This window comes from Clostridium estertheticum (genome assembly GCF_026650985.1).
Classification (GTDB): Bacteria; Bacillota; Clostridia; order Clostridiales; family Clostridiaceae; genus Clostridium_AD; species Clostridium_AD estertheticum_C.
The window spans coordinates 4,344,225-4,365,086 of sequence record NZ_CP086239.1; the positions used below are offsets into that span (position 1 = coordinate 4,344,225).

Annotated in this window: 18 protein-coding genes; 16 read left to right on the forward strand and 2 right to left on the reverse strand. The window is 31.6% G+C overall.

All coding sequences use genetic code 11. The features are described from left to right. Positions 1-2 precede the first annotated feature (2 nt). The gene (asrC, locus tag LL038_RS20935) at positions 3-950 is read left to right on the forward strand and encodes a sulfite reductase subunit C (RefSeq protein ID WP_216123211.1); all 948 of its coding nucleotides are present in this window, start codon (positions 3-5) and stop codon (positions 948-950) included. A 54-nt stretch (positions 951-1,004) separates the two neighbouring features. Here asrC and LL038_RS20940 read toward each other — a convergent pair whose 3' ends face one another. Further along, positions 1,005-1,760 carry a DUF438 domain-containing protein gene (locus LL038_RS20940; protein WP_216123209.1) on the reverse strand — a complete coding sequence of 252 codons (756 nt, stop codon included), beginning with the start codon at positions 1,758-1,760 and terminating at the stop codon, positions 1,005-1,007. Between the two features lie 401 nt (positions 1,761-2,161). Between LL038_RS20940 and LL038_RS20945 the strand changes: the two genes are divergently transcribed. From LL038_RS20945 to cbiM, 13 genes are all read left to right on the forward strand, one after another. Beyond that, a complete protein-coding gene (locus LL038_RS20945) occupies positions 2,162-3,394 on the forward strand; it encodes an FprA family A-type flavoprotein (protein ID WP_216123208.1) in 1,233 nt (410 codons plus the stop codon). A 21-nt stretch (positions 3,395-3,415) separates the two neighbouring features. Further along, on the forward strand, positions 3,416-4,141 hold the full coding sequence (gene ric, locus LL038_RS20950) for an iron-sulfur cluster repair di-iron protein (RefSeq protein WP_216123206.1): 726 nt from the start codon (positions 3,416-3,418) through the stop codon (positions 4,139-4,141). 233 nt (positions 4,142-4,374) lie between these two features. After that, the gene (gene hcp, locus LL038_RS20955; protein WP_216123203.1) at positions 4,375-6,021 is read left to right on the forward strand and encodes a hydroxylamine reductase; all 1,647 of its coding nucleotides are present in this window, start codon (positions 4,375-4,377) and stop codon (positions 6,019-6,021) included. Between the two features lie 393 nt (positions 6,022-6,414). Continuing rightward, on the forward strand, positions 6,415-8,529 hold the full coding sequence (locus LL038_RS20965; RefSeq protein ID WP_216123201.1) for a molybdopterin oxidoreductase family protein: 2,115 nt from the start codon (positions 6,415-6,417) through the stop codon (positions 8,527-8,529). After that, positions 8,507-8,917: a 4Fe-4S dicluster domain-containing protein gene (locus tag LL038_RS20970; RefSeq protein WP_216123199.1), complete on the forward strand. Its 411-nt coding sequence runs from the start codon at positions 8,507-8,509 to the stop codon at positions 8,915-8,917. The genes LL038_RS20965 and LL038_RS20970 overlap by 23 nt, the downstream gene beginning before the upstream one ends. A gap of 1 nt (position 8,918) precedes the next feature. Continuing rightward, positions 8,919-10,145: an NAD(P)/FAD-dependent oxidoreductase gene (locus LL038_RS20975; RefSeq protein ID WP_216123196.1), complete on the forward strand. Its 1,227-nt coding sequence runs from the start codon at positions 8,919-8,921 to the stop codon at positions 10,143-10,145. Positions 10,146-10,166: 21 nt separating this feature from the next. Beyond that, positions 10,167-11,483 (forward strand): MFS transporter, encoded by a 1,317-nt coding sequence (locus LL038_RS20980; protein ID WP_216123195.1) that lies wholly within the window; start codon positions 10,167-10,169, stop codon positions 11,481-11,483. Continuing rightward, positions 11,480-12,697, forward strand: coding sequence for a gephyrin-like molybdotransferase Glp (glp, locus tag LL038_RS20985; protein WP_309245059.1), 1,218 nt, complete (start codon positions 11,480-11,482; stop codon positions 12,695-12,697). The genes LL038_RS20980 and glp overlap by 4 nt, the downstream gene beginning before the upstream one ends. Further along, the gene (gene mobB, locus LL038_RS20990) at positions 12,675-13,214 is read left to right on the forward strand and encodes a molybdopterin-guanine dinucleotide biosynthesis protein B (protein ID WP_216123193.1); all 540 of its coding nucleotides are present in this window, start codon (positions 12,675-12,677) and stop codon (positions 13,212-13,214) included. The genes glp and mobB overlap by 23 nt, the downstream gene beginning before the upstream one ends. Continuing rightward, on the forward strand, positions 13,214-13,768 hold the full coding sequence (locus tag LL038_RS20995) for a molybdenum cofactor guanylyltransferase (RefSeq protein ID WP_216123191.1): 555 nt from the start codon (positions 13,214-13,216) through the stop codon (positions 13,766-13,768). The genes mobB and LL038_RS20995 overlap by 1 nt, the downstream gene beginning before the upstream one ends. A 324-nt stretch (positions 13,769-14,092) precedes the next feature. Then, entirely contained in the window at positions 14,093-15,046 is a 954-nt protein-coding gene (gene cbiQ / locus LL038_RS21000) for a cobalt ECF transporter T component CbiQ (protein WP_216123190.1), read from the forward strand. Further along, a complete protein-coding gene (locus LL038_RS21005; RefSeq protein ID WP_253199809.1) occupies positions 15,039-15,854 on the forward strand; it encodes an energy-coupling factor ABC transporter ATP-binding protein in 816 nt (271 codons plus the stop codon). Before cbiQ ends, LL038_RS21005 begins: the two co-directional genes overlap by 8 nt. A gap of 24 nt (positions 15,855-15,878) precedes the next feature. Then, positions 15,879-16,919, forward strand: a complete 1,041-nt coding sequence (cbiM, locus tag LL038_RS21010; protein WP_216123187.1) for a cobalt transporter CbiM — start codon at positions 15,879-15,881, stop codon at positions 16,917-16,919. Positions 16,920-16,968: 49 nt separating this feature from the next. Here cbiM and LL038_RS21015 read toward each other — a convergent pair whose 3' ends face one another. Continuing rightward, positions 16,969-19,407 (reverse strand): transglycosylase domain-containing protein, encoded by a 2,439-nt coding sequence (locus LL038_RS21015; RefSeq protein ID WP_216123185.1) that lies wholly within the window; start codon positions 19,405-19,407, stop codon positions 16,969-16,971. 653 nt (positions 19,408-20,060) lie between these two features. Here LL038_RS21015 and rd point away from each other — a divergent pair. Further along, positions 20,061-20,222, forward strand: coding sequence for a rubredoxin (gene rd, locus LL038_RS21020; protein ID WP_171295777.1), 162 nt, complete (start codon positions 20,061-20,063; stop codon positions 20,220-20,222). Between the two features lie 271 nt (positions 20,223-20,493). Continuing rightward, a complete protein-coding gene (locus tag LL038_RS21025) occupies positions 20,494-20,829 on the forward strand; it encodes a YnfA family protein (protein WP_216123184.1) in 336 nt (111 codons plus the stop codon). Positions 20,830-20,862 lie beyond the last annotated feature (33 nt).

Genomic DNA, 20,862 nt, shown 5'->3' on the forward strand with positions numbered 1-20,862 from the left:
TTATGGATATAAACACTAAATTGCTTAAAAAGAATGCGTTTAGAATAACCAAAACAAGAGGTAAAACTGCTATAAGAATAAGGGTGCCTGGAGGCATGGTAGAGGCTAAACATTTAGAAGTTTTACAAAAGGTAGCAGAGATTTATGGAGATGGAACTCTTCATATAACTACAAGGCAGGGGTTTGAAATACCTAATATTGATATGGATAAAATACCAGAGGTTAACAAAATGGTTCAATCTGTAATTGAAGGCCTTGAAATAAATCAGATTTCTCCGAGTACCGGTTATTCAGCTGCAGGTACTAGAAATGTTTCAGCATGCGTGGGAGCAAATGTCTGTCCTTTTGCAAATTATAATACAACAAACTTTGCGAAAAGGATTGAAAAAGAAATTTTCCCTAACGATTATCATGTGAAGGTAGCATTAACAGGTTGTCCTAATGATTGTATAAAGGCTAGAATGCAAGATTTCGGAATTATTGGAATGACAGAGCCCCAATATGAATCTTATAGATGCATCAGTTGCAAATCATGTATTAATAATTGTAAAAAAAGAGTCACTGGTGCTCTTAAAATGGAGAATTTTAAAGTTGTTCGTGATCATGACAAATGTATTGGTTGCGGAGAATGTATAGGAAAATGTCCAACATCAGCCTGGAGTAGAAGTTTAGAGAAATATTATAAACTTGTAATAATGGGTAGAACGGGAAAGAGGAAACCTAGACTTGCTCAAGATTTTATAAAGTGGGTGGATGAGGAAAGTATTATTAAAATAATAAAAAATACTTATTCATACATTGAAAAGTATATGGATATAGATGCCCCTGGAGGAAAAGAACATATAGGGTACATTGTTGATAGAACAGGATATCCAGTGTTTAAGGAATGGGTTTTGAAAGATGTAACTCTTGGAGAAAAAGCTGAGGTCCAGGAATTTATCAATTGGTAATAATAAAAAGTATGCAGATAAATTCTGCATACTTTTTATTTTGAAAATGTAAAGCTATGCTTCAGGTGTAAATCCACAATAACCTATCTCATCGCACCTTTTTTTCATATCATTCCATATTTCTTTTCCCTGTATAGATTCTATTGCTGTAGGATATAGAATATAGTTTTCTTTAAATATATGATCTCTCATGTTAAATATGATATATTTTGCACTCTCATCTATTTTTTCTTTGAACTCATTAAAGTTTAATTCAGAGGCCTCCTCTAGCGTTAATTTTAAAAATTCTTTCTTAGTTTTTATATCCTCATGTTCCATTCTCATAATTCGAGTTGGTCCAGTAATTTCTCTGCTTTCCATCTCAGTAAACAACACCTTTTCCTCTCTTTGGTGATGATTCTCTGCATCTAATATATTAAACACAATAGTCTTTAATTCCTTAATTTCTTCTAAACTGTTAATATATGTTTCAGTCTTTTGGATTTTAGAATTAACTTCTTCAAGCAGCGTCAAGAATTCAAGAATTTTATCGTGTTCAGCAATAAGAGTATACACAACATGACCTGGTTCAATCTTTGTTTTAATTTTATCAAGTTCGCCTTTTAAAACTTCCATGTGTATATCACAAAGATGTCTTAAATCTTGAGGTTTCATTCCTTTTTCTATTAAATTTTGCTCTGCAATTGAAAGTTCAACAGGACTTATATTTGAAACGATGTCTAAAGCTTCTTGTCTTAAAGTCTCAGTTACACCTTCTTGATTTAGTTTTTGCAAAACCTGAGTTAATTTTTCTATTTTTTTGTTATCCATTTTAAAATCTCCTTTATAAATCTATTTTTAGAAATTTTGTTTCCATGACATCATTCTAATTAATTTGGATATATATAAATGTGATTTAAATCAAAATCATAAAATATTATTATTTGTAGGTATAGGTCTTCGGTGTCAGCAGTAATTTCCTTTAATAATAGAATACTAGTTTTTATAATATAAAACGGTAACTTATGTTACAAATTTTTTAAATAAAAAATAACCTAAAAGCTTATAGTAGCCTTTAGGTTTATTTAATATTTTCGTTTTGTGATTTGAATCATATTTTTAAAATCAAAATAATTGTAGAATAGGGTCATAGGAAAGAGGCAACGTGTGAGAATAAATTAAAATATAAGATTAATAAAAATATGAATCAATTAATTTAGGAGGAATAGATTATGAGTAAAAAAATTATGCTAAGTGACAATATATACTGGGTTGGTAAGGTGGATGATAGGGATGTACCTTTTCATAGATTAACATTAACTAAAGGAACCACTTATAATAGTTATTTATTAATGACTGAGAAACCTACAGTAATAGATACTGTTGATATGAGCTTTGGGCGTGAATTTGTAGAAAATTTAAAAAGTTTAATTGAACTTGAAAGGATCGAATACATTATAATTAACCATACTGAACCTGACCATTCTGGTTCACTTGGAAGTTTGGCAGCTAATGCAAAAAACGCTGTAATTGTATGCACGAGCCTAGCCGTGGATCAACTTAAGGAAATGTATAAACTTCACAACAGAGAGTTTCTAGTTGTAGGAGATGGAGACACTCTTGATATAGGGGGTAAAATACTAAAATTTATAGAAACACCTTATCTTCATACCGCGGAAACAATGATAACTTATTGCATCGAAGATAAAATTTTATTCCCTTGCGATATATTTAGTACACATGTAGCTAATTATGAGTATTTTAATGATATGGCAAAAGAGGACATAAATTCTGATTACATTGGATATTATAAATTAATAATGCACCCTCATAGAAGATATGTTCAAAATATGATAAAGAAAATCAGAAACTTAGACATAAAGATGATAGCGCCATCTCATGGATATATACTTCGAGATAAGGTTCAAAGTTTTATAGATATTTATGATAACATGAGTAAAAATATAGAGATAGACAAGAAAGCGTTAATTCTTTATTCCACTATGACAGGTAGGACGAAAAAGATTGCTACTATTATTAAGGGAAATTTTGAAAATCAAAATATACACTCTGAAATTATGGATGTAAATAAAATACCAAAAGAAGAAATAATAAAGGCTATTAATGAAGCTGATGTCATTTTCTTTGGAAGTTCCACAAAATATGCAGATATTATTGGAAATATGGAAGATATACTAAAAAGTCTTAATGGTTTAAAACTAGAAAACAAGATAGGGGCAGCTTTTGGTTCTTATGGTTGGAGCGGAGAAGCTATAGAAGTAGTTCAGGATTATTTGAAGAGGACTGATATTAAAGTTTTAAGTACCTCGGATGTAATTAAGTCTACTGGTATGATCGATATAGAGTTTCCAATAAGAATTAAGTTTTCACCAAGTCTTAACAATGTAAAGAATATTGAAAGTGCAGTTATTTATACAGCTGATTTATTACTTAGTACGATATAAAAATATTAGGAGGAATTAATTATGGAGAAAATCATAAATGGAAACCAAAACCTTGGAGAGATAGTTTCAATTTTCCCGGGTGCCGCAGAGATTTTTAACAGGTATAAAATAGATTATTGCTGTGGTGGACATGATACTTTAGCAGGAGCAATGGATGTCATAGAAATAGATAATGAAAAAGTAATCGAAGAACTTAATAATGCATATGAGGTGTTTATAAGGACTAATTCAGAGTATAAAGATTGGAGAAAGGAAAAACCTTCAGAATTAATTAAGCACATAGTACAAACACATCATGAATTTACCAAAAAACAGCTTAGGGAAATAGATATTCTATTATTAAAAGTACTTAAGGTTCATTTTAAACTTCATAGTGAGGAACTATTAAAAGTTCATAGAAACTTTGGAACTTTGAAAATAGAACTTGAGGAGCACCTTATAAAAGAAGAGGAAAACCTATTCCCTCTTATTGAAAGCTTTGAAATAACAAAGGATGAAAATGTCTTATCAAAAATACAGCAGATTATAAAGGATACAGAGAGTGAGCATGATGCAGCTGGAAATATAATCAAAGAATTAGAGAAGATAACTAGAGATTTTAATGCGCCAGAAAGAGCCTGTACTTCTTTTAAACTTGTATACACAAAAATTCATGACCTTGAAAAAGATCTATTCATTCACATTTATCTTGAAAATAGTGTTTTGTTTAATATGTTTCAAGAGCAAAAGGGTTGCTCTATAAATTAAGCAATCTATTAAATTTAAAAACCCCATCATGAGAAAATCCATGATGGGGTTTTTAAGTTTCTTATTTATATATTTCCTTTGAACGTTTTTACTCCAACTCGAGGAACTTTAATTAACATAAATTAGGCGTTTATTAAATATAAATATGCCAATATTATTTATAATCTTGTATATTTAGACAAAAATAGTGTAAGATGATGTTAGAATCATATTAAAAATTAGGAGGGTTACATATGCAAGGAAAAATGTTTTGTTTTCAATGTGAACAAACGTTCGGTGGAACCGGTTGCACTAAAGTAGGGGTCTGTGGTAAAACACCAGAGATTGCAGCAATGCAGGATCTTCTTATCTATCAACTAAAAGGAATAAGTTGTTATGCTACTAAACTTTTAGCTAAAGGTGAAAAAATTGATAAGTCATGGGTTTCATTTGTTGAAAATTCATTGTTTATGACGCTAACTAATGTAAACTTCGATCCAAAGTCTCATATGGATATGCTTGAAAAATCTCAAGTAATAAAAGAAGATGCAAGAAAAAAAGCAATAGATGAAAATGTAACTAGCGAGGAAGCTTTATATAATTTAAGTGATACTAAAGAACAAATTCTTGAAGATGCTAAAAAAGCAGGCGTTATGTATGATGAAAATTTAGATGCAGATATTCGATCAGTTCGTGAAACTATAAAATACGGATTAAAAGGAATTGCGGCATATGCACACCAAGCTAGGTTTATTAAATACAGTAGCGATGATGTTGATGATTTTTATTTTATAGCTTTAGCAGTACTTACTGATGATAGTTTAAATCTTCAGGATCTTATCAAGTATCTAATTAAAACTGGAGAGACTAGCGTTAAGGTTATGGAAGTATTAGATAAAGGTAATAATGAAAAATATAATTCTCCTACACCTACAAAAGTTAATGTAAATATTAAAAAAGGACCGTTTATTGTAATTTCGGGGCATGAGTTAAGGGACCTTGAAATGTTACTTGAACAAACAGAAGGCACAGGAATAAACATTTATACTCATGGTGAAATGTTACCTTCTCATGGCTATCCTAAGCTTAATAAATTCAAACATTTAGTAGGTAACTTCGGAGGAGCTTGGCAGAATCAACAAAAAGAATTTGATGGCATACCAGGTTGTATTTTGATGACAACAAACTGCTTAATGAAACCAAAAGATTCTTATAAAGATAGAATCTTCTCAACAAGTGTTGTTGGCTGGGATGGTATAAAACATATTGAGGCAGGTAAGACTGGTCATAAGGATTTTTCTGAAATAATAAGTAAAGCACTAGAACTAGGTGGCTTTGAAAAAGATGAGGAAGTTAAAGAAATCCTTGTGGGATTTGGACATAAAGCAACTTTAAGTCATGCTGAAACAATAGTTAATGCAGTTAAGGAAGGTAAAATTAGTCACTTCTTCTTAATCGGAGGATGTGACGGTGCAAGATCAGGAAGAAATTACTACACAGAATTTGCAAAACTTGTTCCAAAGGATTGTATTATTCTTACTTTGGCCTGTGGTAAATACCGATTTAATAAATTAGAATTTGGTGAAGTTGCAGGATTACCAAGATTACTAGATATAGGTCAATGTAATGATGCATATTCTGCGGTTAAAATAGCATTAGCGCTAGCTGATGCATTTAAATGCACTATTAATGATCTACCACTATCATTGATTATAACTTGGTATGAGCAAAAAGCTGTTGCTGATCTACTAGCATTATTATCACTTGGAGTAAAAGGGATTTACCTAGGACCAACACTCCCTGCTTTCTTAAGCCCTAATGTATTACAATTTTTAATTGATACTTTTGATATTAAACCAATAAGTACACCAGAAGATGATTTAAAACAAATATTAGGATAAAATAATATATTAAATTAGAAATAATAAAGCTTAGAATTGTGAAAACAGTTTTAAGCTTTATTATTTTTAATTTTAAAGGAACGTGATATTAGTCACATATTTTTTTCTGTTGTAGTGATAGAATAAAGTACATAGTGAAAAAAATAACAAAGTTTTCATGGCTGAAGTTATTAAAATATTCTAAAATTGAGATAACTGCAACGACAAAAACTATAGGAAAGACTGAAATTGAAATGGAATCGCTTACGGCGGTATAAATACAATAAATAAACAACCTTAAAAAACAGACACAAGTGGCACCTCGAATATATTATTTGACCAGTGGAACTCCCTCTTTTGAATGAATATAAAAGGAGGGTTTTTATAAAATTAACAAAGTGGAGATGTTATAATATGAAAAAAATACAATCAGTTTGTAATTATTGTGGGCTTGGATGTAATCTAGACTTTTATGTAGAAAATGGTGAAATCATAAGGGTGTCCCCAACGGAGAATTATCCTGTAAATAAGGGATTCTGTTGTATAAAGGGATTAAATCTAGATAAACAGTGTACAAAAATTAAGGGTAGAAGATCACCTCTTTTAAGAAATGATAAAAATGAGATGGTGGAAATTTCTTGGAAAGAAGGTTTTGAAACTTTTGTTAAAAGGATGACTACAATACAAAAACATCATGGGTCTGAAAGTGTAGCCTTTATAAGTACAGGGCAAATTACTACGGAAGAAATGGCACTTTTAGGGCATGTAGGTAGAAACTATATGGGTATAAATGGTGATGGTAACACAAGGCTATGTATGTCAACTTCGGTTGTTGCTCATAAGCAAAGTTTTGGGTTTGATGCTCCCCCATATACCTTAAATGATGCCCAGCTGTCAGATACGATAATACTTATTGGAGCAAACCCTATTGTTGCGCATCCTATTTTCTGGGAACGCGTAAAGGATAATAAGAATGCCAAGGTAATAACAATTGATCCAAGAAAATCAGAAACTGCAAGAAATTCAGATATTTGGGTAGATATTAAGCCAAAGGGAGATTTAATACTTTTCTATACATTAGCTAATGTATTAATTGAGAATGGGTGGATAGAAAATAGTTATATAGAAAACTATACAGAAGGGTTTGAAGAGTTTAAGTCACATGTTAGCAAGTTCACTTTAAAGGATGTAGAAAAAATTACAGGAATATCTGAAAAAAGAGTACTAGAACTTGCAAGAATTATACATAATGGCAAGAGGGTTTCTTTCTGGTGGACAATGGGTATTAACCAAGGATATGAAGGTGTTAGAACGGCGCAAGCAATAATAAACCTTGCACTTATGACGGGGAATATTGGCAGAGAAGGAACTGGTGCAAATTCATTAACAGGCCAATGTAATGCAATGGGTTCAAGAATATTTAGTAACACTTCAGGGCTTTATGGTGGCGGAGAGTATGATAATATAGAGCGCAGAAAGGCCGTAGCAGAAGCTTTGGAAATTGAGGAAAGTTTATTACCATCAAAACCTACATTACCTTATAACGTAATTATAGATAAGATAAAGAAAGGTGAAATAAAGGGGTTATGGGTAATCTGTACAAATCCAAGACACTCTTGGACAAATAATCAGGAATTTAAGAAAGCTGTGGATAAATTAGAGTTTTTCGTAGTACAAGATATATATGAGGATACTGATAGTGCTAAACTTTGTGATTTATTTCTACCTTCCGTTCCTGCAATTAAAAAAACAGGAGTAATGATAAATACTGAGCGTCGGATGTCAGCTATTTTACCAATACTTGAAAAAGAAGATGGCGAACTAACAGATTACGACATACTTCTGGGAATTGGTAAAGAGTTAGGAATGGGAAGGTTACTTGATAATTGGAAAACACCTGAAGACGCTTTTGAATTAATGAAAAAGTGTTCAAAGGGAATGCCATGTGATATTACAGGTGCTACTTATGAACTTTTAAGTGGTTCAAAAGGCATACAATGGCCATTTACACAGGGCCAATTATTAAAAGAAGATGAAAGAAGATTATATGAAGATAATAAATATTATACGACCTCTAAAAAGGCTAATTTTATCTTTGGCGATCCAATTAAAAATCCAATTGAGATTTCGATAGATTTCCCTTATACACTTAATTCAGGTAGAGGAACAGTAGGTCAATGGCATACTCAAACAAGAACAAGAGAAATGGATGTCGTAAACGCTATAACACCAAAAGAAGCCTATGTTAATATAAATCCTGAGTTAGCTAAGGAATTAAATATAGGGCAAAATGAGAAAATTAGATTATCGTCATGTAATGGTGTTGAAAGTGAATTTATAGCAAAAATAACTGATAGTGTAAAGAAGGATCATTTATATGCACCAATGCATTATATTGAAACGAACTCATTGACTCCATCAGTATTTGATCCATATTCAAAGGAACCATCATATAAAATGGTATCTGTAAATATAGAAAAAATTAATGTGGAAGGAGCAGGTGGATATGAAAAGAATCAAGATAGATAGAAAAAAGTGTATCGGTTGCTTAACTTGCACTACTTCATGTATAGTAGCGCATAATTCAGAGGAAACAAGAAGTAGAATAACAGTTGATAGTAAGGGCGTGTATGCTCCAATATTTTGTAGACATTGTGACAAACCAGAATGTGTGTATACATGCATGAGTGGTGCCATGAGCAAAGATAACGAAACTGGATTAGTTAGTTATGACAAAAACAGATGTGCTAGTTGTTATATGTGCGTAATGGCATGCCCTTATGGGGTTTTAAAGGCAGATGCTAGGACCAGTAAAGAAATTATGAAATGTGATATGTGTAGTAGCACAAGCGCGGGTACACCTCAATGTGTTGCTAAATGTCCTATGGCAGCAATTACGCTGCAGGAGGTATTATAAAATGAGATATGTAGTTATTGGGGCATCGGCCGCAGGAATAAGTGGGGCTAAAACGCTAAGAATGTTAGATGATAAGGCAGAAATAATATTAGTATCAAAAGATGAAAATGTGTATTCAAGATGTATACTTCATCATTATATTTCAGGACATAGAACTATAGATCAATTAGATTTCACCAATGAGAATTTCTTTGAGAAAAATAACATTAAGTGGATTAAAGGGGTTGAGGTAACGGGGCTTAATGATGGTGAAAAAAATCTTTCACTTTCAAATGGAGATATTCTAACATATGATAAGCTTTTAATTTCAAGTGGGGCATCAGCATTTATTCCTCCCATTGAAAATTTAAGGAAAGCAAGTAGTGTAGTAGGACTTAGAAATCTTGAAGATGCAGTAATTATAAGGGAACAGGCAAAAAAAGTTAAAAATGTAGTTGTATTAGGAGCTGGTCTTGTAGGAATAGATGCATTAAGTGGTCTTATAGATAGTGGTGTAAATATTTCTTTAATAGAAATGAGCAAGAAGATACTCCCATTACAATTAGATAAATATACATCAAAGGTTTATGAGGATAAATTTAAAGAAAATGGTGTAAACCTGAAGTTAGATGTTAAAGCTGAAAAATTAATAATTGATGAAAATAAAAATCCTAAATCATTATTATTAAACACTGGAGAAGAAGTACCATGTGAACTCGTAATAGTAGCAACAGGAGTTAGATCAAATGTTGGTTTTATTGAAAATAGCAGGGTAGAAACTGATAGATTTGGTTTGATTATAAATGAGAAAGGTGAGACTAATATAAAGGGTGTTTATGGCGGCGGAGATGTAACTGGAAGGAATCCTATATGGCCAACAGCTGTTAAAGAAGGCATAATAGCAGCAAATAACATGTTCGGAAATGAAATGACAATGACAGACTTCTTTGGAAGCAAGAATACAATGAATTTTGTAGGAATAGCTACAATGTCCATTGGGATGATAGAACCTGCTGATGAAACTTATATTGAAGAAGTGAAAATAGATGGATCAAACTATAAAAAGATAATACATAAAGATGGAAAGATTTACGGAAGTATAATACAAGGAGATCTATCTTATGCTGGTATATTAACACAACTTATTAGAGAAAAAATAGATGTAGCTAAAGTTACAAAACCACTATTTGAAATAGATTACTCAGATTTCTTTAATGAAGAGAAAAATTTTGAATTTAGTTACAAGTAATTAATAAACGGGGGAAAAATAATGAATATTGTAAATGTAAAAGGAAATTCAAAACAAGGACTAACGGGAGCAACTACTGGTTTTTTTGTAGGATTTGCGGCCGTTGCTCTTTATGGAGCTACAATCGCCGTATTTAAACAAAGTTTTTCAACTCTTAGCCCTATTCTATTAGCACTACTTATTGCAATACCAAATTTGTCCGGTTCTTTACTTAGGATTCCATTTGCAGCTTGGGTAGATATCAATGGAGGAAGAAAACCTTTTATCATTTTGCTTTCTCTTTCAATAATTGGTATGGCTGGTTTGTATGTAGTTATGGCTTTCTTTAGACAAAATTTAAGTAATTATTATTATTTATTATTAATTTTTGGAGCATTGTCAGGTTGTGGTATAGCTACATTTTCTGTTGGAGTTAGTCAAGCATCCTATTGGTTCCCGCAAAGCAAGCAGGGAGTAGCTTTAGGCATCTATGGAGGCGTTGGAAATTTAGCACCAGGAATATTTACACTGTTACTGCCAAATGTGGCTCTACCATTACTAGGGTTATCAGGTTCTTATTTAGCTTGGTTAATATTTTTAATATTAGGAACTATAGCTTATTGTATTATAGGAAAAAATGCATGGTATTTTCAATTAATTAATGCAGGCGTAGAAAAAGATGAAGCGAAAAAAATAGCTTCAACAAAATATGGTCAAGAATTATTTCCCAATAATAAAATCAGTGAAAGCTTGATGATTTCTGCAAGGACCTGGAAAACTTGGGCACTTGTTGTGATTTATTTTACTACATTTGGAGGATTCTTAGCACTGACAAGTTGGTTGCCTACTTACTGGATGAGTTTCTTTAAATTAAGTTTAAAAATGGCAGGTGCGTTAACTGCTATGTATTCAATTTCTGCATCTATTACTAGGATTTATGGTGGGAAGATAGCGGACAAGTTTGGAGGAGAATCTACATCAATTATAGCACTTATTATAATGCTTTCAGGAGCAGTCTGTATGACAATTACTAGCTCAATTCCTTTAGCTGTTTTAGGAGTTTTACTTTTAGCGGTTGGAATGGGTGTAACAAATGCTGCTGTATTTAAAATACTTCCAAAAGAGGTTCCTCATGCAATTGGAGGAGCAGCAGGATGGGTTGGAGGATTAGGAGCTTTTGGAGGTTTCGTTATACCACCTTTGATGGCATCTTTTATAGATAAAACAGGTAAAAGTTTAAGTGGATTTTCAAAAGGATTTATAATATTTATAGTATTAACAATAATTTCACTTGTAATTGTAGGTTCATTTAAAATGGGGTCAAAGAACTTAAAAAGGAAAAAGAAGGTTAGTTTATGATGATTGAAGTAGGTCAAGCAAAGAAAATAATTAACGAGGAAGCGAAATTGTTAAATCGCGAAAAGAAATACGAGAAAGTATATATTTTAGATTCGCTTAATAGAGTTTTATCTGAGGATATTTACTCGCTAGATAACTTGCCTCCTTTTGATAAGTCAGCAATGGATGGTTACGCTATAAGAAGTCTAGACACACAAAACAAAGAAAATATAATACTTAAAGTTAAATCACTAATAAAAGCGGGAGATTTTTGTGAAGAACATTTAAAAGAGAATGAAGCCTATAAAATTATGACAGGAGCAATGCTACCAAGATGTGCAGATGCAGTAATACAAATTGAAAGAGTTAAAGTTGAAAGCGATAATTTATACATTTGTGAAGAGGTTAAAAAAGGTAATAATATTATAAAATTAGGAGAAGAAATTTTAAAAGGAGATGTTGCTTTAAAAAAGGGAACTTTAATTAGACCGCCGGAGATTGGGTTATTAGCTTCTCTAGGATATGAGTTTATTAATGTCTACAAGCCACCTACTGTTGGTATAGTAATAACTGGAGATGAACTAATAGACATAAAATCTGAAATTGAAAAAGGCAAAATAAGAAATAGTAATGAATATTCGCTAAAGGCTTTGATAAAAAATTCAAATGCAGAAGTGTTTTCAGTGGGGATAGTTAAGGATGATAGGATAGCTCTAAAAGAAAAAATGTTATCAGCTTTTGAAAAATCAGATATTGTTATTACTTCTGGAGGAGCTTCTGTTGGAGATTGCGATTTTGTAAAAGATATTCTGCTTGAAATAGGAGCAGATATTAAATTCAACTGCGTAGCTATTAAACCAGGGAAACCTACATCTTTTGCAGTATATAATAGTAAATTATTTTTTGCTCTGCCTGGTAATCCTTCAGCATTAATAAATACTTTTGAAGAATTCGTAAAACCTGCTATTAACTCTATTAGGGGTATTTACGAAAATGAATCTGAGGAATTTCCAGTGGTTTTAAAGGATGATTTTAAAGCTAAAGCAGGAAGAGAAAAATATATATTTGTTAAAATTAAAAAAGAAGATGGAGTTTATTATGCATATAATTCAGGGTCACAATGTTCCAATCATTTGCGTGCTATGTGTAATTCTAATGGAATTATAATTATTCCTAAAAACATTGGAAGTGTAAGGGCAGGTGAAGTACTAAATGGTAGATTCATTTTCAAATAAAAATAAGGGAACTTTAGTCCTTTCTATAGTAGCTATAAAATCAAATACTGGGAAAACGACCTTAATAGAGAAGCTAATTAAAGCTTTAAAACTTAGAAACTACAGCGTTGGTGTTTTAAAACATGATGCGCATAAATTTGACATAGATAAAGAAGGAAAGGATAGTTTTAAGTTTAGCGAGGCTGGTGCAGATAACGTAATAGTATCTTCTCATGAAAAACTAGCTATGATTCAAAAAGTGGAAAAAGAAGTACCTATATATGAAATTATTTTGCTTTTTAAAGATATAGATATTGTTTTAATAGAAGGATATAAAGATAACAATTTCCCTAAAATAGAGGTACACAGAAAAGATGTAGATTCTAATCTGCTTTGCACTAATCCAAAATTTGAGTTTTCACAAATTATTGCGCTTGCCACTGACGAGGATGTAAATGTGAATATTCCCATATTAAACTTAAATGATGTTAATTCGATTTGTAATTTTATAGAGAGTAAGTTAATAGAGGGAAATTAATGATAAATAAAACATTAGCAATATTAGCTGGCGGGCAAAGTAGTAGGATGAATTATAATAATAAAGCTTTACTTAAATACAAAGAAAAAACGTTTATAGAACAGATAATACGGGCAGGTAGTAGCTATAAAGAAATAATAATAATTGCAAATAACAAAGACATATATAAAGAATTTAATCTTAAAGTTATCGAGGACGTTTATAATGGACATGGACCGCTTGGTGGTATCCATGCAGCACTAACTAATTCATCTACAGAATATTGCCTATGTATAGCCTGTGACATGCCTCTTATTAGTGAAGAAATATTAGAGATATTAGGTAGTTTTGATGAGGATTATGAAGTGTTAGTGCCGAAAGTTAATAATAGGTTGCAACCTCTTTGTGCAATATATAAAAAAACTATTATAAATAACATTGAAAAAAGTCTTAAAGTAAATGATAATAAGATTCAAAAACTTATATTAAGTTTAGAATGTAAAGTAGTTGAAGGATTACCATATAGAGAGTTTTATAATATTAATACACTAGAAGATTATAAGAATTTGAGGTGAAAATCAAGTATTATAGAAAAACATATTATTGATTTCATGTTTTATTTTTGTATACTTTAGTATCACTATACGATAGAATAGTGGTACATAGCACTTTTATTAAACTATAGATATAGCATTTAATAAAAATACTAGACTTTAAGTTTTACAAATATTATAAATTAAAAATTTGTATGCTACGAGAGTATACTATTTCTAAAAAAACAAATAAATATATAATTTTATTAAAGACCACGAAGGTTGATTTCTGTATATCAGATATTAATTTTTGTGTTTTTATTTTTTTTGGGTTTTTAAAGAAAGTCAATTTGAAGGAGAAACCAAATGGATTCGAAAAATCAAGTACCGGATTGGTTGTTAAATAGTGGAGAAATATCCATGTGCCCATGTGGGTGTATTGGTAAAAGGAAGAAAGGCAGTTTTTTAGAAAAGACTATTAATGGTATTGCTAAACTTTTAAAGGAAGTTATTTTTTTTGAAGATATAGCCTTTCAAAAGGGTTTTCTGCAAAAATTAGATCCAAGAATAAAAGTAATATCTTTAATTATATTAATATTAACATCTACTTTAATTCATAATGTACTGGTATTAACTATTCTTTATTTAATATCATGCATTTTAGCTAAGATGTCATGTGTATCATTAAAATTATATTTTAAACGTATATGGTTAATTACGCCACTTTTTACGGGAATTGCTGTACTGCCATCGATTTTCAATATTGTAAGACCTGGAGCTACATTAGTTACTCTTATAAACTTTGGTCATCAAGTACATTTGGGCCCACTAATATTTCCGTCTGTTCTTACGATTACATCGCAAGGGGTATCGGGAGCTGTTTTGTTAATAGTTAGGGTTGGTGTTACGGTATCTTTAGCTTTTTTATTTACAACCACTACTAGGTGGGCCAATTTGTTAAAGGCATTACGGATTTTGCTTTTACCAAAAATATTTATTACAACTCTTGAAATGTGTTATCGGTATATCTTTATATTATTAAATATAACAACAGATATGTTTGTTGCGAGAAAGAGTAGAACCTTTAGTAAAACTTCCTCAAAAGAGGGGCGTCATTTTGTCTCTAATGCCATTGGAAGTCTCTTTGGTAAAAGTTATGCTTTAAGTGAAGAAGTTTATGGAGCTATGTTATCAAGGGGGTATAAAGGCGAGCCTGTTATTATGAATAGGTTTCGTTTTACTTTACTTGATTTCCAATGGTTTTTAAGTGTTATAATTTGTGTTTTAGCAGCTTTTGGAGGTGAAATTATTCTTGGATAGAGAAAAAGTAATGGAGCTTCGTGATGTTTCATTTGAATATTTGCCTAGTGAAATGGTGCTTCGCGATATAAATTTAGATATTTACAGTGGTGAAAAGGTAGTCATTTTAGGGGCTAATGGGTCAGGTAAATCTTCACTTTTAAAGATCCTTAATGGCTTGATATTCCCAAGTAAAGGTGAGTATAACGCTTTTGGTCAACTTGTTACGGAAGAAACATTAAATGATGAGCAGTTTGCGCAGGCTTTTCGCCAAAGAATTGGGTTTATATTTCAAAATTCCGATGCCCAATTGTTTTCTACAAATGTATGGGAAGAAATAGCTTTTGGACCACTACAGATGAAGCTTAGCTTTAAGGAAGTAGAGGATAGGGTTAATGGAGTTATTCGAATGCTTGAACTAGAATCATTGAAAGATAGGCCACCATATAGATTAAGTGGTGGTGAGAAAAAGAAGGTAGCTATTGCATCTGTATTATCAATAAATCCAAAAGTTTTGATATTGGATGAACCTACGAATGGCTTGGATCCACGAAGTCAAAGATGGCTAATTAATCTATTAGTAAAACTTAATAATGCAGGCAAAACTTTAATTACATGTACTCATAACTTGGACATTGTCGAAGAAATAGCTGATAGGGTAATAGTTTTTAATGAAGATCATAAGATAGTCGCTAGTGGTTCACCTAAGGATATATTATCAAATAAAGAATTATTACTTTCTGTAAATCTTATAGATGAGCATTATCACAGACATGTTCACGCAATTGATAAAAGCATGCAGCATGATCATTATCATAGTCATGAATAGTCTTAATTTTAAGGAGGAGATATTATGCATATACCTGATGGATATTTAAGTCCTCAAACATGCGCTGTACTTGGAACGCTAGCTATTCCAATAATAGGAATAGCCGCAATAAAGTTAAAGAAGACATTAAAGGATAAACAAGTTCCACTACTCGCAATTGGGGCAGCTTTTTCGTTTACTATTATGATGTACAATGTACCGATACCTGATGGTACCACTGCTCATGCCGTTGGGGCTTCGCTACTCGCAATAATTTTAGGCCCTTGGGCTGCCGTAGTTGGAGTGAGTATTGCACTCATAATCCAAGCATTTTTCTTTGGAGATGGTGGAATCCTTACACTAGGGGCTAATATTTTCAACATGGCATTTGTGATGCCTTTCGTAAGTTATTATGTATACAAGTTAATATCGGGTAATTCTGAAATTTCATCAAAACGCAGATTTATTGGTTCGATTATAGCAGGATATGTAGCAATTAATATTGGTGCCTTGTGTACTGGAATCGAACTTGGGCTTCAGCCATTATTATTTCATAAACTTGATGGCACTCCATTATATGCGCCATATACATTGATGCAAACATTGCCCGCTATGATGTTTGCACATCTTGTAATAGCAGGACCTGTTGAAGGAGTTGTAACAGGTCTAGTAGTAAAATATCTGCAAAAATCAAATTCTGCCATGCTTATGATCTATCCACCTAAAATATCTTTATATGGAAAATCACAGGTGATAGGTAGTTTGAAGAAGTATTGGTATGTTTTGATAACTTTAATTATTTTTGCGCCGCTTGGATTATTAGCTAAGGGGACTGCTTTTGGTGAATGGTCTGGTGATGATTTAAAAGCAAAGCTTGGATTTATACCAGAGGGAATGGCAAAACTTTCAGTTAAATGGAAGTTTATGTTGCCGGATTATTCTGTACCAGGGTTTGGTGATAATTTCTTTAAGTCATCTTTAGGGTACATATTTTGTGCGATTGTTGCTTTAATAATAATATTAGCTATAACTGGAATTATAAGTTTTCTTCAGAAAAGAAAAAATGCTACTAATAATGTTAATTAAAAAGGGTAAATGTTATTTTTAAACATTTACCCTTTTTAATAAAATTTTGCTAATTATTAGTATTAGTTTTAGGAGTGTTATTTGATTTAGGTGTATTTACGTTAGTGCCATTGCTGTTATTAGTGTTTGTTCCGGTACCAGTTCCAGTGCCAGTACCAGTATCAGTACCAGTTCCAGTTCCGGTTCCGGTTCCAGTGCCAGTGCCAGTGCCAGTATCAGTACCAGTTCCGGTACTAGCTCCAGTTCCAGTTCCAGTTCCAGTTCCAGTTTTGGTACCACTATCAGTACCAGTACCAGTTCCGGTTTTGGTACCAGTACCATCAGTTTTCGTAGGTGTTTTTAAATTAGATTTTTTATTGGTGTTTTTCTGATTATTAGTTGTATTATTTGATTGATAGTTATCGTCGCTTTTTAATTTGCTACCATTTGGGTTTAGAGCGATATATAACGTATCCATTAATACTCCGTTTTTATCAATTACCGTATTAGGTCGAGTGAAGTCTTTTTGAACTAAACCTTGATGTAGATATTCCATATACTCTTTCCATATTTGGCCAGGTTCGTTAGCGCCAAACATATTCTGCGCAGCTGGGGTATCATCTCCTACCCATACAGAAGTTGTATAGTAGGGAGTATACCCTATGAACCAACAATCTTTTGATTCGTCAGTGGTCCCTGTTTTGCCTGCAGCATAAGGATAGTCACTAAGGGATAAACCATTTCCTGTTGAATAACTTTCTGTTAATACACTCTTTAAAGTATCAGTCATAAGGTACGAAGCACCACTATCATACACCTTAGTTTGATTATATTTATTTTCAAACAATACTTGATCAATTACTGTATTAGTTATTTTACGTACGTTACTTGGTTCTATAAATTTACCGTTTCTCGAAAGGGTTGAATAACCTGAAGCCATTTCAACAGGGGTGACACCCTTTGTAAAACCACCGATTCCAACTACAGGGTATTCCTCGGGGGTTATATATTTGAAATTCATATTTTGCAAATATTTCAGCGATTTCTTTACACCATTGTCTTTTACTAATCTAACTGGAATGGTGTTTATAGAGATATCAAGTGCATATTTCAAAGATACAGAGCCACGGAATATAGAGTCATCATTATTTACTTCATCTATTGGTGCATCCACATATTCACTTGCTGGAATGTATCCTCTTTCAAATGCAGGGGTATATGCTATTAATGGCTTTATAGAGGAACCTGGCTGTCTTACCCCTAAAGAGGCTCTATTAAAGGTGTTGCCATATTGACTTCTGCCTCCAACTATAGCTACAACTTCTCCTGTGTTATTATCTATTGTGACACTTGCACCTTGTTTTTTATATAAGCCAGAGGTTTTATATGTTTGTGAATATTTCGCTAGCTTATTATCTACTACACTTTGTAATTTTTCTTGCTTTGCTGTATCAATAGATGTATCTATTCTATATCCACCACTAAGAAGAGTTTTTTCCTTGTCTGCATATTCAGTTTTATACTTAGCAAAATAAGTTTCGCTATCTTTATCATTACTAAAAGAATATTTTGAAACAAAACCATCTTGCTCCATTAATTTTAGTGTTGCATTATGAATGGCATATTCAACACTGTAGTCTACAGGTGCTGTTTTTACATAAGGCTTTACATTTAGTTTAATAACTTCTGCTTTTGCGGTATCAAATTCGACTTGTGATATTTTTCCTAAACTTAACATTTTATCTAAAACTAAATCTCTTCTATTTAGTGCATTATCCATGTGCTTAATAGGGTTATAGTAAGATGGATTGTTAGGAATCGACGCAAGTAGAGCTATTTGCGAAACATCTAAGGCTCTGTTACTCTTTTGAAAGTAAAATTGCGCAGCACTTTCAATGCTATAACAGCCATTACCGTAGTTTATGTTGTTTACATAAAATTCCAATATTTGTGCTTTGGAATATTTTTTTTCTAAATCTAGTGATATAACAGATTCTTCTAATTTTCTCCATATAGTTACGTCAAATGTAAGAAATACATTTCTTGCTAATTGTTGTGTTATTGTAGAACCACCTTGAAGCACAGCTCCTTTGGATTTTATATATACCCAAATGGATCTTCGTATACCCTTATAGTCTATTCCATCATGTTCATAAAACCTCTCATCTTCAATTGAAGTGACGGCTTGGCTTATATATGGATTCAAGTCAGCATCTTTTGTGTAATAATATGAGTTAGTCTTAAATTCTTTTAATAACACGCCTTTATTATCGTAAACTTGAGTTGGCTTTCTGGTATTAAAAGCAGTTTCATTTATATTTTTGGCTATGTTGTTACCAGCTGCAATTGTTGATTTTATTTTATCATTATATTTAATATAAATATATCCTGAAGCTGCTGAAACTGATAAGAAAATTATAACAAAAAATATCAATAAACATTTAACAACTTTTTTCCAAAGCTTCTTTTTAATTTTTGCTGGTTCTATGATTTTTTTATCATCATTCATTAATATTCCTCCTTTTTTTTATCCTACAAAAAAGAAATTGTCCAGGGGGGTCCTTGGACGATTATGATTTTTGTATACACAATGGAGGTGCCGTTTTGTGTAAGGTGTCTTTGGATGAGTAGTAGGGATAATTAGTCGCCACAAGTAATGTTCTATTTTAAATTTTAAAAATGTATCTGAGAAACTATATATTAAGGAAACACTACAAGTCCTTATTATACTATTAAAAAAGGTATTGCGTTATGTAAATATAATACAATTATTTTACATTATTGTCAATGAAATGGTAATGAACCGATTGCTATTCATTATTTGTTAATTATAGTTAAATATTAGCAAAGTAAATTTATTATGAGAATAAGCACTAAATTATACTTTATATATAATATATACCATAATAACACATATTATTATTATTTATATACTAATAATACATAATATGATAAAGTTTTTCAACAATAAATCGAATATATTATATATGTAAATTAGATTTTAATTATAAGGAACTAATTAAAATCTAGTAAATTAGAGAAGGAATATTGACATTATAAATAACATATATTATGATGAAATGGAATTAGATAAATATGTAGATTATGAAAAGAACATGGGAAAATTAAATCGACAAAAATCAATTCGAAGGAGATGTTTTTATGGATAAGTATGTTTGTTTGATATGTGGGTATGAATATGATCCAGAGGTAGGAGATCCAGACGGCGGAATAGCACCAGGTACTAAGTTTGCAGATATTCCAGAAGATTGGGTTTGTCCACTATGTGGAGTTTCAAAATCAGATTTTGAAAAAGTAGAATAAAAACAAAACATAACTAATATAATGTAATTTAAAGACCAGGTATATTTAATAATAAACGATTAAATATATCTGGTTTTTTGTATTTCATAAAAAGAAACTATGGTTTGAAATGTAAAGTAGTATTATGCATAATTTGCATTAATAAATAGCTTTAATTTGAAATTAAGTAGGAGTATGAGTATGAGTATCAAGTGATATTGATATTGATACTCACTTGTGATATAGTAAATTGAATTAATATATGGCGTTCGTCCATTAAGGAGATATATTTATGGGGATAATTAAATCAGCATTTTATTTTATAATAGCCGGAATATTTGAAATAGGCGGGGGTTACTTTGTATGGATATGGTTACGAGAGGGTAAAAGCATTTGGTACGGAATTTGTGGAGCTATAGCGCTTATTGTATATGGTGTAATTCCGACTTTGCAACCTCCAAGTGCTAATTTTGGTAGAGTCTATGCAACATATGGTGGTATATTCATTGTATTATCAATATTATGGGGCTGGAAGATAGATAATATAATTCCTGATAAATTTGATTTGATAGGTGGCGCTATAGCAGTAATTGGAGCTGTTATTATTATGTATGCTCCAAGAGGGTAGAATTTAATGAAGAATAAAAAATTCTAAAAAAGA